The sequence below is a fragment of the Bacillus sp. JJ675 genome (assembly GCF_036963165.1).
GTDB classification, from domain to species: Bacteria; Bacillota; Bacilli; order Bacillales; family Bacillaceae; genus Bacillus; species Bacillus glycinifermentans.
Map to the genome: position 1 here is coordinate 1 of NZ_JBALMR010000050.1, position 15,690 is coordinate 15,690.

At 48.0% G+C, this 15,690-nt stretch carries 14 protein-coding genes; 8 read left to right on the plus strand and 6 right to left on the minus strand.

Annotated features, from left to right (window positions below):
* Nucleotides 1-324: 324 nt before the first annotated feature.
* On the minus strand, nt 325-873 hold the full coding sequence (locus tag V7126_RS13850; protein WP_231947423.1) for a hypothetical protein: 549 nt from the start codon (nt 871-873) through the stop codon (nt 325-327).
* Between the two features lie 89 nt (nt 874-962).
* Between V7126_RS13850 and V7126_RS13855 the strand changes: the two genes are divergently transcribed.
* The gene (locus tag V7126_RS13855) at nt 963-1,454 is read left to right on the plus strand and encodes a hypothetical protein (RefSeq protein WP_046131619.1); all 492 of its coding nucleotides are present in this window, start codon (nt 963-965) and stop codon (nt 1,452-1,454) included.
* 387 nt (nt 1,455-1,841) lie between these two features.
* Here the strand turns inward: V7126_RS13855 and V7126_RS13860 are convergent, their stop codons facing one another.
* Genes V7126_RS13860 through V7126_RS13870 form a run of 3 tightly spaced genes read right to left on the minus strand, consistent with a single transcriptional unit; the run spans nt 1,842 to nt 4,710 of the window.
* On the minus strand, nt 1,842-2,474 hold the full coding sequence (locus tag V7126_RS13860; protein WP_046131618.1) for a YcnI family copper-binding membrane protein: 633 nt from the start codon (nt 2,472-2,474) through the stop codon (nt 1,842-1,844).
* A gap of 5 nt (nt 2,475-2,479) precedes the next feature.
* Complete coding sequence (locus V7126_RS13865) at nt 2,480-4,117, minus strand: copper resistance protein CopC (protein ID WP_335497654.1); 1,638 nt, start codon at nt 4,115-4,117, stop codon at nt 2,480-2,482.
* A 20-nt stretch (nt 4,118-4,137) separates the two neighbouring features.
* Nucleotides 4,138-4,710 (minus strand): DeoR family transcriptional regulator, encoded by a 573-nt coding sequence (locus V7126_RS13870; RefSeq protein WP_335497650.1) that lies wholly within the window; start codon nt 4,708-4,710, stop codon nt 4,138-4,140.
* A gap of 235 nt (nt 4,711-4,945) precedes the next feature.
* On the opposite strand from V7126_RS13870, the gene nirB (V7126_RS13875) reads away from it, so the two are divergent.
* From nirB (V7126_RS13875) to cobA, 5 genes are all read left to right on the plus strand, one after another.
* Nucleotides 4,946-7,240, plus strand: coding sequence for a nitrite reductase large subunit NirB (nirB, locus tag V7126_RS13875; protein WP_335497651.1), 2,295 nt, complete (start codon nt 4,946-4,948; stop codon nt 7,238-7,240).
* 1 nt (nt 7,241) lies between these two features.
* Nucleotides 7,242-9,401 carry an assimilatory nitrate reductase catalytic subunit NasC gene (gene nasC / locus V7126_RS13880; RefSeq protein WP_046131615.1) on the plus strand — a complete coding sequence of 720 codons (2,160 nt, stop codon included), beginning with the start codon at nt 7,242-7,244 and terminating at the stop codon, nt 9,399-9,401.
* A 113-nt stretch (nt 9,402-9,514) separates the two neighbouring features.
* Nucleotides 9,515-11,935 (plus strand): nitrite reductase large subunit NirB, encoded by a 2,421-nt coding sequence (nirB, locus tag V7126_RS13885; RefSeq protein WP_335497652.1) that lies wholly within the window; start codon nt 9,515-9,517, stop codon nt 11,933-11,935.
* A 33-nt stretch (nt 11,936-11,968) separates the two neighbouring features.
* Complete coding sequence (nirD, locus tag V7126_RS13890; protein WP_046131613.1) at nt 11,969-12,289, plus strand: nitrite reductase small subunit NirD; 321 nt, start codon at nt 11,969-11,971, stop codon at nt 12,287-12,289.
* A gap of 90 nt (nt 12,290-12,379) precedes the next feature.
* A complete protein-coding gene (cobA, locus tag V7126_RS13895) occupies nt 12,380-13,834 on the plus strand; it encodes a uroporphyrinogen-III C-methyltransferase (protein ID WP_335497653.1) in 1,455 nt (484 codons plus the stop codon).
* A gap of 33 nt (nt 13,835-13,867) precedes the next feature.
* Here cobA and V7126_RS13900 read toward each other — a convergent pair whose 3' ends face one another.
* Nucleotides 13,868-14,266: a MerR family transcriptional regulator gene (locus V7126_RS13900; RefSeq protein WP_175076933.1), complete on the minus strand. Its 399-nt coding sequence runs from the start codon at nt 14,264-14,266 to the stop codon at nt 13,868-13,870.
* A 76-nt stretch (nt 14,267-14,342) separates the two neighbouring features.
* On the opposite strand from V7126_RS13900, the gene V7126_RS13905 reads away from it, so the two are divergent.
* On the plus strand, nt 14,343-14,717 hold the full coding sequence (locus V7126_RS13905) for a carboxymuconolactone decarboxylase family protein (protein ID WP_046131610.1): 375 nt from the start codon (nt 14,343-14,345) through the stop codon (nt 14,715-14,717).
* 39 nt (nt 14,718-14,756) lie between these two features.
* Here the strand turns inward: V7126_RS13905 and V7126_RS13910 are convergent, their stop codons facing one another.
* Complete coding sequence (locus tag V7126_RS13910; protein ID WP_046131609.1) at nt 14,757-15,155, minus strand: VOC family protein; 399 nt, start codon at nt 15,153-15,155, stop codon at nt 14,757-14,759.
* A gap of 88 nt (nt 15,156-15,243) precedes the next feature.
* Between V7126_RS13910 and V7126_RS13915 the strand changes: the two genes are divergently transcribed.
* On the plus strand, nt 15,244-15,642 hold the full coding sequence (locus tag V7126_RS13915; protein ID WP_046131608.1) for a 3-hydroxyacyl-ACP dehydratase FabZ family protein: 399 nt from the start codon (nt 15,244-15,246) through the stop codon (nt 15,640-15,642).
* Nucleotides 15,643-15,690 lie beyond the last annotated feature (48 nt).

The following is a 15,690-nucleotide window of genomic DNA, read 5'->3' on the forward strand; positions in this document are numbered from 1 at the left end:
CTTTAGGGGAGCATATCATCTTGTATTCAGGGCTTTATTTTTTAAAAAGGAAATGGAGTTCTTTTCCGAGTGGGAGAGGGCTTCTATTATAAGACACGTCCTGAGCGATTTTAAATGACGCCAGTAAAAAAGAGGCCATTCTGAGGAATACTGAGAAACATCATTCATCCAAGAAGATATGCTTGTTTCCGTTGCCATGTATCAAAAAAGCTGATGAATAGTATCTATAAGGTCGTCATTATCAGCCTTGTATAATTGAATATAAGATTAAAATTTTAAGGAGGCCAGTATGATATATATCTGGTCTCCTTTATCAAGTTATTTTTATATAAGCCATAAGATAATTTCTGCAATAGATTCAGCGGCTTTTCCTGGTACCCCTGCTTTTTTAAGCGCTTTAACAAGAGCACCTTTCGACGCACTATTTAACTTTTCTGTAGCGTATGCTATTTTACGTGCATATTTGTCAATTAGTTTGGCTTTAGAAGGAGACAAAGGTTTAATAGCCCATTTTAGAGTTTTACCGCCGATTCTGCAGGCCCAACCGAAAGCTTTTATTGCTTTTAAGCTTCCGCCAATTAGTCCCATAGTCTGCATTTTTCCTGGTTTTGTTGTGTTATTATAAGCTTGAAATTCTTTTGTCTGAGAAGCAAATTTTATAAAAGCCCGTGTATCCTGTACACTTGTTGGTTGTTTGTGTGATTCTATGTAATTTAAAAGAGAAGTTGGGACTGATGTTTGTACTGTAGATACTGTTTGGGATGTTTTTTCGGCTGCTAGAGCTGATGAAACAGGACCAAACCCAGAAGTTAGCATAGTTAATGCAGTGAGTGTTACAATTCCTTTCGTTAGTTTTTTCTTTTTTGATTTCATTGAAAGACCTCCATTATTTTGTTATTTTTATGTTAATATGTAAATATTAACTAAGGGATATAATACCATAAAAAAGAGGTTTTGAGAAGATGAGTAAAAAAAGTAAAAGAGAATATTCTCTTTTCGACCATGTATTTGCAATTTCAACTGTGCTTTTGATGTGTATTTTTATTATTGTTGTACCGTTTTTACTATTTTATGGAGTTTTTAGATTGGCCTCATTAACACCTGATATAACAATAAATTCAAGTGGAACTTTTGATTCTATTGTTATTTTGCTTAAGTTTTTTACTTTAACTGTGGTTATCATAGGAATTGCAGACGTGATTTTTTCGCAGATTTTATTAAAAAAGCGAGGAATAATTAATTATATAGTAGAGTCTCTGTTTATGTTTTTATTGTTTTATCTGTATATACTAATATATTCTATCTTTTCTCATGATATAATCTTTAAAAATAATGGAGTAGCTCTTGCAGCATTATTTTTGTTTGTTTTGTATTTGTTGATAAGTGTTGTATACGCAGTTTCACAAAGAATATATAGATTTGTACTAAAAAAAATACAAGAGAAGCATAATTAGTTTTTCTGTGAAATTTCATGATACATTAAACAAGAATTTTACTTCAGACTGTTAAGAAACCCTTGACAGTCTTTTTCTTTTATATTAAGAACAATAGTCTCCTAGAAGGATAGCTTGAAAAAAGAAATTTACCGAAGTGAAAATCACCCGAAAATATTTTTATGTTTGACATGCCAAAACTTACCTATCGCCAAAGGGAGGTATAAAAAAGTTCAGAGACTACAGGTCTCTGAACTTTTTTGGAAAATCTTCATTCCCGCTTTGGTATCAGCTAAGAACATAGAACTCGCTTAAATACTCCTGATAATTCAGCTTGTGAACGGTACGCTCCCATGCTTGTAAAAGAGTAACCTATGATGTTTAAGTTAATTAAATGTTTAAAACATATTATCTTTTTTGTCTGCGTACTGCCATAAGAAGGCCTGTTCCTCCAAGCACGACGGCGAGAATTGACAAAATGAGAGTGGCGGTTTGAATATCTGAGCTGCCTTGTGCTTCAGCCGGGCTCTCTTTTGTTGTCGCGCCGTGCCCGTCAACCGTGGCTTTTCCGAGCTTGGAAGCATCGACGATGTTGGTAATCGCGTGCGGGGTATCGGCGTTTTCGTCACCGGTCCATTCGACGATGCTTCCGTCTTTATAATACTGGTAGGCGTTCCATGCCGCTTTCTGTTCTTTATCAGGGTTTTTGGCCGTGAAGGTAAACTGCTGGAATTGGCCCGGCTGAATGCCTCCGTCCTTGGCTTCCCATGTCACCCTGATGACCTTGCCGTCTTTTCCGGCTTTTGTGCTTGTTTTCCAGCCGGGAACCGGTTCGTACTGCTGGAATTCGACGCCGTCCGGCATGCTGAGCACGATTTTTGTCGTAGCGATATCTTTTTCAACCGGCACTTTCATTGTATAGGTTTCCCATGACCCTGCCGCTGATTCGTCAGGCTTTACCGACACGTGGGCGCTGACCGGTGCGGCGAAGAGCAGCATAGCTGCAAATACAGCGCTTAAAAACATGCTTCGTTTCAACATATTGATCAATACTCCTTTTTATTGATTTTTGCATTAAATACCGTTCTGATTTCGTCAAATGATGCCGTTAACCCGTGCACCCGGATTTTCCAGATGCCACCTTCGTTCAGATTTAAATTTTTCGACTGGAACACGCCTTTTTCTTTTTTGGTGAGGGTGAAGGTGCTTTCCTTGCTGTCGCTGAAAAGCCCGGTTTTGGAAACCGTTATGTCGATTTTTTGGATATCTTTGATCACGTCTCCGTTCCGGTCCCTGACAACGACTTCAAATGTATTGGAGCCGGGCATGTTCGGACTGATTCTCAATGACAGCGTTTCTCCGTCAGTCAGCTGTTTTGTTTCGTTAAACGGCTGCGGGAGAGGCGCCGGAGGACTCGGAATATTCGTGAAGACGGCGGTTGTCACGAGAATGAGCAGTCCGATCGCCCATTCGGCCTTGATCGATCTCCCGCGCGAGCGTTCCGGTTTTTTTCTGGAGCAGAAATAGTGGAACGCGCCAAATCCGGCCATCAGCAGGACGAGCGCCAATTTGACGAGAAGCGCTTTTCCGTAATTGGACTGAAACAGGTTATCCAGCGTGTGGACGATGAAAAAGCTGTTGAACATCCCGGAAAATACGAGCAGTCCGGCTGAACCGAAAGCCCAGGGGGAAAAGCGCTGTACCGTCTCCCAAATCTGCTCTTTATCGGGTTTGAACCAATCCTTCCCGAAAAACAGCGCAAGCGCAGCCAGCCCTCCCGTCCATACAGAAGCTGCTATTAAGTGGATGAAATCCATGGCGGCCGTCATATAGCTGTAATCCGTCGATGCGGCATGGCCTGAGAATGCTTTGGCAAGCAGAAGGCCAGTAAAGAAGACGAGTTTCAATACGACCCCGGATCTGCTTGAGAAAACGGCAAGCAATGCAACCAAGACGATGCTGACAATCCATAGCGTCCCGCCTGACGTCTGAAGAAGCGTTTCTTTTAAAAGGTGTGGCTGAAAAGCTTCAGTCCATGAAACACCTGCGTATGCTTTTGTCAGGAGCAAGGGCTGAATGATGACGGCCGCACCGATCAGGAGAAGAGCGATCTGCGCCATTCGCTGAACGCGGCGGCGCATCGCGGAAGACCATCCGTTTTTCGGCCGGTGCCAAACAAGCTGAAAAAGCAAAGATCCCATGAAAAGGGAAAAACCCGTATATAACAAGACGCGTTCGATCACAGTATCCGCATTCGGAAGGTTAGAAGAAGCGTTTTGTTGGTCCTTGGGCAATCCGCCTTGAATGTTTCCGACGCTGAAAGGGATCGTTCCTGAAACGGGATGCCCGTCTGCAGACACCACTCTCCATTCAGCCGAGTAAATATCATTCTTGACGTTTTTGTTCAGCTTTACCGTGAGGATTTTTCGATTTTGCGGATCAATCTTCGTCTGCCCCGAATCGACCCGCTCGCCTGAAGAGTTTCTTACCGTTATCGAGTGGAACCCTTCCTGAATCGGTTCGTTAAACTCAACTTTGATTTCAGGCGGCGCTTTTTTCAGCTCCTCGTTTTGAGAAGGGTTTGAATTGACGATATATGCGTGCGCAAAAGCGGCTTTCGGCAGCAGGATGAGACAAAGAACGGCCAGCGCCGCAAAGAGAGTTGCTCTTTTCATAAAATTCATCCAATCTTTCATCAATAATTTCATGTTTTCAGGCTGCAGCAGTTTTCTTTCATGGTCTTTTGAATTTCGCGCGCCGCCTCTTCAAAAGAAAGCAGCTTTCCGCCGAACCCGGTTTTAAATTTCCCGGCATCGGCCGCCGAAGCGAAAGGGATTGCCTGCGGCTGGCAGCAATTCAAATGAAGGTCAGCATCGAGCAGAAAGACGGCCATTTTTGCGCTGATCGTCGTGTCCACTAAAAAATCGCGGCAGATGATTTGTGATATATCCTCTTTGATTTTTTCGTAGCGGAGCATCGCACAGTGGGCGCAGCAAAATTGCTCAATCAGACCGTCGTTTTTCACGATTTGCACGGAAAGCCTCGGATTCAGCCCTCTTCCGCAGACTGAACACATTTGCCCAGGCTGCTGCTTCGGGCGGTTTAAGGCGATGCCGCCGGCCGTTTTGATGACCTGGCCGTTTTCGATGAGCGGTTTAATATCGCGGTATACCGTCATTTCCGAGACATCCAGCCTTTTTGAAATCTCTGAAATGCGCAGCGTTTCCTCTTCTTTGATCCATGAGAGAATCTGCTCTCTCCGTTTGATCGGTAACATTCTCCCCCTCCATTCGTTATTCCTCTATGAATAGCCTATTAGATTGAAAGAAAAGAAACAAGCATTAAAGTGATAAAAAATGTGAAAATGTGTTGAACTTTAACAACTTCATATTTTATAGGAAAACAGGACCATTTTTTGAAATCGTATGTCAGGAAATGTAACAGGTTTGAATGCTTTAGCGGAGCAATGTGAAATAATGATAGCGTAGCTGCTGCAAAGGGGAGGGGAGAATATGGGGAAACAAAAGCTGATTTTAATAGGAAACGGCATGGCTGGAGTCCGTACGATAGAAGAGATTGTAAAGCATGCGGGAGATGCGTTTCAAATCGCCGTCATCGGCAGCGAACCCCATCCGAATTACAATCGTATGTTGTTATCTTCCGTCCTGCAGGGTGACGCAAGTTTAAAAGATATTACGCTTAACAGCCGCACATGGTATGAAGAGCACGGGATCGCTCTTTATGCGGGGGAAACGGCTGTCAAGATCGATACGGATAGACGGACGGTGTCAACGGACAAAAAACGTGAAGTCGCTTATGACAAGCTGATTATCGCAACGGGGTCCTCGCCGTTTATCCTTCCGGTTCCAGGGGCGGACAAAGAAGGGGTATACGGTTTTCGTACGATAGAAGATTGCCGGGCGTTCATAGATGCTGCCGGGCGTTTTAGCAAAGCTGCGGTCATCGGCGGGGGAATCCTCGGTCTGGAGGCGGCAAAAGGCCTGGTGAATCTCGGAATGGAGGTTTCCGTGATCCATCATTCTTCCTATATTATGCAGAACCAGCTTGATCGGACGGCTTCCTCCATGCTGCAGCGCGACCTTGAACGGCAGGGCATTCACTTTTTTTTGGAAAAAGACACAGAAGCCGTTTTGGGGACATCACGGGCTACGGGGCTGCGATTCAAAGACGGGGAGGAGCTTGAGGCAGATCTGATTGTCATGGCCGCCGGCGTCAGGCCGAACATCGGGCTTGCAAAAGCGGGCGGGCTTGATGTGAACCGCGCGATCATTGTCAACGGCTATATGGAGACAAACGTCCCGGATGTGTATGCCGTCGGGGAATGCGCCGAACATAACGGAGTCGTGTACGGGCTGATCAAGCCGTTATATGAGCAGGGACAGGTGCTGGCCAGGCACATTTGCGGCCTGGAATGCGAACCGTACCGTGGATCGGTTCAGTCGGCAACGCTGAAAATAGCGGGAATCGATTTGTTTTCAGCGGGAAAAATCAAAGACGATGATACAACAACGACGATTCGGCTTGTTGACGAATCGGCGGGAATTTATAAAAAAGCGGTCTTTCAGGCTGATCAGATGGCCGGCGTGATTTTATACGGGGATACAAGAAACAAGCAGAAGCTTTTGGACAGCATCATCAAGCAAAGGGATATCACGGTTGTGAAAAAAAACTTCTTTCAATCGGGCGGAGAAAGCACCGTCAGTTCGATGCCGCTTGGCGAAACGGTCTGCCAGTGCCATGCGGTGTCAAAAGGGGCGATCATCGAAGCCGTCAAATCGAACGATTTAAAAACGGCTGACGATGTGAAACGCTGTACAAAAGCCTCCGACTCCTGCGGGGGATGCAGGCCGCTCATCGAAGAGCTGCTGATCCATGCCGCTGAACACGAATATGAAGAGCCCGCGGGCGCACAAGCGATGTGCTCATGCACTTCATTAACGGAAGACGAAGTCGTCGAACAAATCCAGATGAGACAGCTTTCTTCCGTTCAAGACGTCATGTCGCAATTGGGGTGGAAGACCGGAAGCGGGTGCTCCGTATGCATGCCGGCGATTCATTACTATTTACGGATGATCAGACCGGGTGTGACAGCGGATGAACCGTTGTTGCATGAAGACGGCGGTTGCACAATTGTTCCGCAAACGTACGGAGGGCTGATAAAAGCTGATGAGCTGAGGACAGTTGCCGATGCGATTGAAAAATACGGCATACCGCACGCCGTTTTGACGCATAGCCAGCGGTTGAAGATCCCGGGAATTGGGCAAAGCGTCAGCGAAGAGCTGCAAATGCCGATCTGCGCCGTTCACAAGCATACGGTCGGTCCGGTCAAAACGTGCGCGTGCACAAACCCTGATTACGTTCAGGCCATCGCAGTCGAGCTGGAGAAAGAAACGGAAGCCCTCACCATGCCGGCCAAGACCTCTATCGCTATTTCTGCCTGCACGGATGACTGCGTCTATTGTACTGTGCACGATATCGGAGTCTTAAAGGCGGGAAGGGGCTGGGAGCTTTACGCCGGCGGACGCGGCGGGCAAAACGCCCGGGCGGGAGAGCTGTTTTCCGTGGCTGAGACGCTTAAGGAAGCCGGAGAATATATCAAAGGCTTTCTTCAATACTACCGCGAGACAGCAAATTACCTTGAAAAGGTCGGGCAGTGGATCGAACGCGCCGGAATCATTCATATCAGGGAGGTTTTATTTGACAACGATCTCCGCGGGCAGCTGTTGGAACGGCTTGAAAAAGAGCGGAGGCTGCTTGTGCAAGAAACGATAAAAGGGCTGATGTAATGTGACAGAACTGCTGCTGAAATACTTTCGAACAAAGCAAAAAGAAGTACAATCCGAGAAAACGTATGACACGCAATGTCCATTTTGCAGCATGCAATGCAAAATGCAGCTGATCGAACAAACGATTGTCACGAGAAAGAAGTATACGGCTGTCGGAAAAGATAATCCGGCGACAAAAGGCCGCTTGTGCATGAAAGGGATGAATGCCCATCAGCATGCGCTTCATTCAGAGCGAATCACGCATCCGCTCTTGAAAAAAAACGGTCAATTTGTCCGCGTATCCTGGGATGAGGCGCTTCGGTTCATCAAAGAACGGGTGATGAGCATCCAGGGAGAAAACGGCCATGACGCAGTGGCGGTTTACGGGAGCGCGTCGATCACAAACGAGGAAGCCTATCTGCTCGGGAAATTCGCCCGCGTCGCTCTGAAAACGAAGCACATTGACTACAACGGACGGCTTTGCATGTCGGCTGCAGCCGCAGCGGCCAACCAAACCTTTGGGATGGACCGCGGGTTTACAAACTCGCTTACAGAGATTCCGTATACAAGGGTGATCATGCTTGCGGGAACAAACATCGCCGAATGCCAGCCGACGATGATGCCGTACTTTGAAAAGGCTAAGGAAAACGGCGCCTACATCATCGTGATTGACCCGCGTGAAACGGCGACGGCGAACATCGCCGATCTCCACTTGAAGCTAAAGCCCGGAACAGATGCCGCCCTTGCAAACGGCATGCTGAAAATCATCATCGAAGAGCGGCTGACAGATGAAGCTTTCATCAAACAGCGGGCTGAGGGCTTTGAAGACGTCAAGCGCCATGTCGCTTCACTTAGCCTTGAAGAAATTTCCGGGCAGACAGGCGTGCCGATTGAACAGATGCGAAAAGCCGCCGTCAAATTCGCCAAGGAAGAAACGGGGATGCTGTTTACTGCGAGAGGCGTCGAGCAGCAGACGGACGGGACAGCAGCTGTCAGAAATTTACTGAATATTCTAATATCGGTCGGAAAAATCGGAAAGTTCGCCTGCGGGTACGGGGCGATCACAGGCCAGGGAAACGGACAGGGAGCAAGAGAGCACGGCCAGAAAGCCGATCAGCTTCCGGGGTACCGGTCGATCGAAAACGAAAGGGACCGCGCCTATATCGCGGATGTCTGGGGAATTGCGGAAGAGGAGCTTCCGAAAAAAGGCGTTTCCGCCTATGAAATGATCAAGAAGGTTCATGAAGGGGAGATTGCCGGGATGTTTCTGATGTGCTCAAACCCTGCCGTTTCCAACCCGAACGCCGATTTTGTCAAAGCGGCTTTAAAAAAATTGAAATTTTTTGCAGTGATCGATTTGTTTATATCAGAAACGGCAAGGCATGCCGACGTCATTTTGCCGGCGTCATCGTACCTTGAAGATGAAGGTACGATGACGAACGTGGAAGGCAGGGTTACTCTAAGGGAAGCGTCAAGACCGTGCCCGGGTGAAGCGCGGCACGACTGGAAAATCATCTGCGATATTGCAGACGTGCTCGGCAAAGGCCGTTTTTTCCGATACGAATCTGCAGAGGAGATTTTTCAAGAGCTGAGGAAAGCAAGCCGCGGGGGAATCGCCGATTATTCCGGAATTACGTATGAGCGCCTCAGAAAGGAAGGCGGCATTTTGTGGCCGTGCCCCGAAACGGAGCATCCGGGAACAGAGCGTTTGTTTGAAACGGAATTCGCCCACCCGGATCAAAAAGCGAAAATGTGCGTCGTCCCCAATGAGCCGGCTGTCAAAAAAGACCGCCCGACAGAAGAATATCCGCTGTATTTAACGACGGGGAGAGTGATGCCGCACTATTTAACAGGCGTCCAGACAAGGAGGAGCGCTTCACTTGCGGCGCGTCATTTTGAATCATTTGTGGAAATCCATCCGAATACGGCTGCAAAGTATCAGATTGCAGACCGCGTCCTGGTCAAAATCGAATCGAAAAGGGGGAGCATCATCGTCAGAAGCAAATGGTCCGAGTCGATCAGGCCGGACACCGTTTTCGTTCCGATGCATTGGGCGGATTCGCAAAGTGTGAACAGCCTCATTGCCGAAGACTTGGATCCCTCCTGCAAAATGCCGGGTTTTAAGGTGTGTGCAGTCCGCATAAGCCCCTTTGATGACAAAATTGTGAATAAATTGTCATAAAGTGTCATAAAAAGTTTACAAAATTAAATATATTTTGTGATAACTTGAAACATGTAAAATAAATACATCTTTTGAGCGAGTTTGTAAATCTCTTTGAAAAGGGGAGGATCATAGTGGAAAAAAAGCAGCTAGTCCTTGTAGGGAACGGAATGGCCGGGGTAAGGGCCATTGAAGAAATACTTAAAGTGTCAGACGAACAGTTCCAGATCACGATTTTCGGAAAAGAACCGCATCCGAATTACAACCGGATTCTTCTTTCCAAAGTGCTGCAAGGTGATACGGACATTCAAGACATTACATTGAACGATTGGAACTGGTATGAAGAAAACGGCATTCAGCTTTATACGGGTGAAGAAGTCGTCAAAGTCGACCCGGAAAACAAAACGGTGACGACGGACTCAGGAAGGATTCATCCGTATGATGAGCTGATATTGGCGACAGGTTCTCTCCCTTTTATTCTGCCGCTGCCCGGCGCTGACAAAGAAGGCGTCACAGGTTTTCGCGACATCAAGGATACGGATGTGATGCTCGAAGCTTCCAAAACGTATAAAAAAGCGGCCGTCATCGGCGGCGGACTGCTCGGGCTGGAAGCCGCGCGCGGACTTCTCAACCTCGGGATGGACGTCAGCGTCATCCACCTTGCTCCGTACTTGATGGAGCGCCAGCTTGACGCGACGGCTGGCCGTCTTCTGCAAAAAGAGCTCGAAAAGCAGGGCATGAAATTCTTTCTTGAAAAGCAGACGGAAGAAATTTTCGGAAACGAACGTGTAGAAGGTTTAAAATTCAAAGACGGCACAACGCTGGACGCCGATCTGGTCGTCATGGCCGTCGGAATCAAGCCGAACGTTCAGCTTGGCAAAGACTGCGGCCTTCCGGTGAACAGGGGCATCATCGTTGATGATTACATGCAGACGGAAAATCCTCACATTTACGCTGTCGGCGAATGCGCCGAGCACAGGGGAATCGCATACGGGCTTGTCGCGCCTCTTTATGAACAGGCGAAGGTGCTTGCGAAGAAAATTTGCGGCATAGAGACGAAGCCGTATGAAGGCTCTGTTTTATCGACCCAATTAAAGGTTTCGGGCGTTGAGGTCTTTTCTGCAGGCGACTTTAACGAAGATGACGACGAAGGCAAAAAAGCGATCAAAGTGTTTGATGATCAGGACGGGATCTATAAAAAGGTCGTTCTTCGCGGCAACCAGGTGATCGGCGCCGTATTGTTCGGCGACAGCAGCGACGGCAACAGATTGTTCTCCATGATACAAAAAGGGGCGGACATCACGGAAACGTCGAAAGTGTCAATCCTGCAGCCTTTGAATCAGGAGGAAGGCATGAGCATTACGGCCGCGATGAGCGACGATGAGATCGTGTGCGGATGCAACGGCGTCTCAAAAGGCATGATCATTCAGGCGATCAAAGAGCAGGGCTGTACCTCAACCGATGAAATCAAGGCGTGTACGGGAGCTTCCCGTTCTTGCGGAGGCTGTAAACCGCTCGTTGCGGAAATCCTCCAGCATACGCTCGGATCCGAATTTGACGCATCAGCGCAAAAAGAAGCAATCTGCGGCTGCACCGACCTTTCAAGAGATGAAGTGGTCGCCGAAATCAGGGAAAAAGGCCTCACGCATACGAGAGAAGTCATGAATGTGCTCGGCTGGAAAACGGAGGAAGGCTGTTCAAAATGCCGTCCGGCTCTCAACTACTATCTCGGCATGATCAACCCGAAAGAATACCATGATGAAAGGGAATCGCGCTTTGTAAACGAACGGATGCATGCCAACATTCAAAAAGACGGCACATATTCCGTCGTACCGCGGATGTACGGAGGCGTCACCAATGCAAACGATCTGCGCCGCATTGCCGATGTCGTCGACAAATACGAGATTCCTCTTGTGAAAATGACGGGAGGTCAGCGGATCGACCTGATCGGCGTCAAAAAAGAAGACCTTCCGAAAGTTTGGGAAGACCTCGACATGCCGTCCGGCTTCGCTTACGGCAAAACGCTCAGAACGGTCAAAACGTGCGTTGGCGAACAATTCTGCCGCTTCGGTACACAGGATTCGATGGCTCTCGGAATCGAGCTTGAGAAAAAATTCGAAGGGCTTTACGCACCTCATAAAATCAAAATGGCAGTTTCTGCATGTCCGAGAAACTGCGCTGAATCAGGCATTAAAGACGTCGGCATCGTCGGCATTGACGGAGGCTGGGAAATCTATGTCGGCGGAAACGGCGGTACGCATCTGCGCGCCGGAGATCTTTTGATGAAAGTAAAAACGAAGGAAGAAGTTTTCGAAGTGACGGGAGCCTACCTTCAATATTACAGGGAAACGGCCAACTATTTAGAACGCACTTCCGCATGGCTTGAACGGGTCGGCTTGTCCCACGTCCAATCCGTATTGAACGATGAAACGAAGCGCAAAGAATTGAATGAACGCATGGATGAAGCGCTGTCTGTCCACAAAGATCCGTGGAGGAACTTTTTGGAAGACGAAAAGACAACAAAGCAATTGTTTGAAAGTGTTGTTACATCTTAAGGCAAGCGGAAACCATTTTGAGGAGGAATTCACATGGTGAACAAAGATTTGACAAAGGTCTTCGTCGCGAAAATCGGCGATCTGCCGGATCGGCTGGGAAAGACAGTGATGGTCGACGATAAGGAAATTGCGGTATTCAAGCTTTCGAACGGCGGGGTCCGCGCGGTTGAAAACCGCTGCCCCCACAAAGGGGGCGTGCTTGCCGAAGGAATGGTAAGCGGCGAATTCGTATTTTGCCCGATGCACGATTGGAAAATCAGCCTTGTAGACGGAAAAGTACAAGAGCCTGATACAGGCTGCATCAAAACCTATGAAACGGTGGTTGACGGGGAAGACCTGTTTATCGTTTATTGAGAGCTTCATGGGATCACTTTCGCGTGATCCTCTTCATTTTATAAACCGCTAAGGCATTCACAGAATCGGCAGATGGAAGGATGACAGTTGATGGGGAATGGAAAAGTATTTTTTGTAGGGGCCGGACCGGGAGACTCGGGACTCATTACGCTGAAAGGGAAAGCATTGATTGAGAAAGCGGATGTCATTTTGTATGACAGGCTGGTCAATGCCCGGCTGCTTGAACATGCGAAAGATTCGTGCGAATTCATCTATTGCGGGAAGCTGCCAAACCGGCATTACATGAAACAGGATGAAATCAATGCATTTCTGATCGAGAAAGGCTTAAAAGGCCTCACTGTCGTCCGGCTCAAAGGGGGAGATCCGAGCGTATTCGGCAGAGTCGGGGAAGAAGCCGCCGCCATCAGCGAATACGGCATCCCGTATGAAATGGTGCCCGGCATTACTTCCGGAATCGCGGCGCCCCTTTACGCCGGGCTGCCGGTGACCCACCGCGATTTTGCTTCATCTTTTGCCGTGATCACAGCCCACGATAAATCAGGCAAACCTGATATGGACTGGGAGGGGCTTGCCAGAAGCGTTCAAACCCTCGTATTTTATATGGGCATCAAAAATCTCGCCTATATATCAGAGCAGCTGATCAAACACGGCAAATCTCCCCTCGTCCCCGTTATGGTCATCCAATGGGGCACATGGGGCAGGCAGCGGAGCGTAAAAGGGACGCTTCAGGATATCCGGCAAAAAGTAGCGGAGCATCATATCAAAAATCCCGCGATCATCGTCATCGGGAATATCGTGTCTTTCCGGCGCCGCAGCTGGTTTGAGGATAAGCCGCTGATCGGGTGGAACATCCTTGCCGTTCAAAGCGGGGAAAAAAGCCTGCCGGCAGACGAGCTGAGGGAAAAAGGCGCTCAAGTCATTGAATGGCCAAAGTGGAAACCGCTAAAATCGATTCCGGATGATGCGCTGTTAAAGCGGATCGAAACCTTTGACAGCGTGCTGTTCACGTCGAGGAGATCGGCGGATGAGTTTTTCAGCCGTCTCGCATTCCTGAAGGTTGACATTAGAGATGTACGGGGCAGGCTCTATGCTTCCGATCCTTCTGTAAAAGAAGCGCTTGAGGAGCGGGGATTTGCGGCCTTTTTGCAGCAAGACGCGCCGCTTTCAGGTTCGTGCCTGATCGTCGGCTGCCGCCGGGCGGTACAAAACAAACCGCATCCGCAATGCGAGATATTTACGACGCACGACCAAACGATCGATACCCGTTTTACAGCGATCATAAAACGCGAAATCCAAGAGTTTCCCATCGATACGATCTTGTTTTCTGCGAGAGAGTGTGTCGAACTGTTTATGAAAGAGGCTGGAAGCATCGGCATGTCTCCCGAAGCGGCAGCACATCGCATTCGCGCCGTCTGCCTCAGCAAAGAGGCGGAAAAAGCGGCAAAAGACAGCGGATTCCGGCATGTTCATACTTCGGGAAAGAATATGCCGCTTGAAGCCTCTTTAAAAGAATTTGAATATGATGAAGTTTTACAGAGCCGATGAGCAGAAAAAGCAGGGGCATGCCCCCTGCTTTTTTCATCTGTTTGGATTTCCTGATCCTGAATCTGCTGCTTTCACAAGAGATTCGTAATAATCGATTTTGTCATCGATCTTTTCTAAATTGGCTTGCAGTTTGCCGATATCCTCCGCGATTTTACGGCGGTGGGTTTTCAGCATGTCCCTCCGTTTTTCGGCTGTTTCATTTCCTTGGCTGCGCAGGGATGAAAATGTCTTCATGTTTTCGATCGACATTCCCGTTTCCCGCAGGCGAAGCAAAAAATGAATCCAGGAAATATCGGACTCTGTATATTCGCGGTACCCGTTTTGGTCGCGCCGAATATCTGGAAGAAGGCCGATTTTTTCATAATATCGCAGCGTGTGGGCCGAAAGCTTTGTCAATTGTGCGGTCTGTTGAATAGTAAATGTGTTATCCATATTCCCTATTATACTAAAAAAAGCTTGCCTTAGAGCGCGCTCTAACGTGTAGGATTCATTTCAGGGAGGGATCAATATGGATCAAGAAAGATACACGCGCGGATTTGAAAATTTACGCGCCATTGATGGAGAAGGCGGAAGGAAGGTAATCGATTCGTTGAAGGACATAGCGCCTGATCTTGGACGATATATTGTCGAATTCGCATTCGGAGATATTTATTCGAGGGAGGGCTTGACTCTGAAAGAACGCGAGCTGATCACGATTTCTGCTTTGACCGCTCAAGGGGGCTGTGAAGCGCAGCTTCATGTCCATATCAATGCGGGGCTGAATGTCGGGCTGACGCCTCTGCAAATAACGGAGACGATGCTGCAGTGCGTTCCTTATACAGGATTTCCGCGTGTATTGAACGCGGTGAACGTTGCAAAACGGGTGTTTCAGGAGCAGCATTGACGGATAGAGAGCTGACGTTCTGTTTTTGAAAACAGAACGTCAGCTTTTCGGCATTTGGTAGTTCAGCAGCCATTTTACGCCATATTTGTCCGTTACATTGGCGTGAAGCGCGCCCCAAAACGTTTTTTGCAGTTCGAGGGATGCTTGTCCTCCGCTTTTCAGCGCTTCGTATGCCCGGCGGATTTCTTCCTCGCTTTCACACTCTAACGTGACACTGACATGGTCACCTTTTGTCACTTTTCCAAAAACGTCAGAAAAATGGATGACGCTGTCCCCGAGATGAAGTTCGGCGTGCAGATATTTTCCTTCGTGTCCTTTGAACGACTCGATTCCGTCGGCCAGCTGAACGTTTTGAACTTCTCCGCCGAGGGCGTCCTGATAAAATGCGATGGCTTCTTCACAGCCGTCTATAAAGAGATAGGGGTTTGCACTTTTCAATGTAGTCTCCTCCTTTTGACTTAGTATACCCGAAATCGTGGGAGAATGAGAGAATATACAGTATAATGAGATAAAAAGGATGATGACTGTGAATATGACTGCGCTTCCGCACCGGTACCCCTTTTTATTCGTAGACCGCATCGTTGAAAATCAGCCGGGGAAATCGGCGAAAGGATATAAACTAATATCGGAAAATGACTGGTACATCACGGAAACGCAAAAGGAGATGCCGTTTTCGATCGTCATTGAAGCACTGGCCCAGACCGCCGCTTTCACAGCCTTGACGGAAGGCGCGGAAATCGGCTTTCTTTCTTCTGTAAAAAAGGCGGAATGCTTCGGCCGGGCGGTTCCGGGCGACAAGCTTGACCTTGATTTTGAAGTGCTCCGCTATAAGCGCGGATTTTTATTCGGGAAAGGGCTGGCATCTGTGAACGGCCAAAAGGTTGCAGAAGCCGAGCTGGGGATTTATATGGAGAGCGGAAAATAACAAGGAAAGGCCGCCGGGTATTGCCGGCGGCTTCAGCTTGTCGACAAA

Excerpts from the sequence above, each read along its gene's own strand:
- V7126_RS13850 (WP_231947423.1), bottom strand. The coding sequence starts at position 873 with ATGAAATCAAAAAAGAAAAAACTAACGAAAGGAATTGTAACACTCACT.
- V7126_RS13855 (WP_046131619.1), top strand. The coding sequence starts at position 963 with ATGAGTAAAAAAAGTAAAAGAGAATATTCTCTTTTCGACCATGTATTT.
- V7126_RS13860 (WP_046131618.1), bottom strand. The coding sequence starts at position 2,474 with ATGTTGAAACGAAGCATGTTTTTAAGCGCTGTATTTGCAGCTATGCTG.
- V7126_RS13865 (WP_335497654.1), bottom strand. The coding sequence starts at position 4,117 with ATGAATTTTATGAAAAGAGCAACTCTCTTTGCGGCGCTGGCCGTTCTT.
- V7126_RS13870 (WP_335497650.1), bottom strand. The coding sequence starts at position 4,710 with ATGTTACCGATCAAACGGAGAGAGCAGATTCTCTCATGGATCAAAGAA.
- nirB (WP_335497651.1), top strand. The coding sequence starts at position 4,946 with ATGGGGAAACAAAAGCTGATTTTAATAGGAAACGGCATGGCTGGAGTC.
- nirD (WP_046131613.1), top strand. The coding sequence starts at position 11,969 with ATGGTGAACAAAGATTTGACAAAGGTCTTCGTCGCGAAAATCGGCGAT.
- cobA (WP_335497653.1), top strand. The coding sequence starts at position 12,380 with ATGGGGAATGGAAAAGTATTTTTTGTAGGGGCCGGACCGGGAGACTCG.
- V7126_RS13900 (WP_175076933.1), bottom strand. The coding sequence starts at position 14,266 with ATGGATAACACATTTACTATTCAACAGACCGCACAATTGACAAAGCTT.
- V7126_RS13905 (WP_046131610.1), top strand. The coding sequence starts at position 14,343 with ATGGATCAAGAAAGATACACGCGCGGATTTGAAAATTTACGCGCCATT.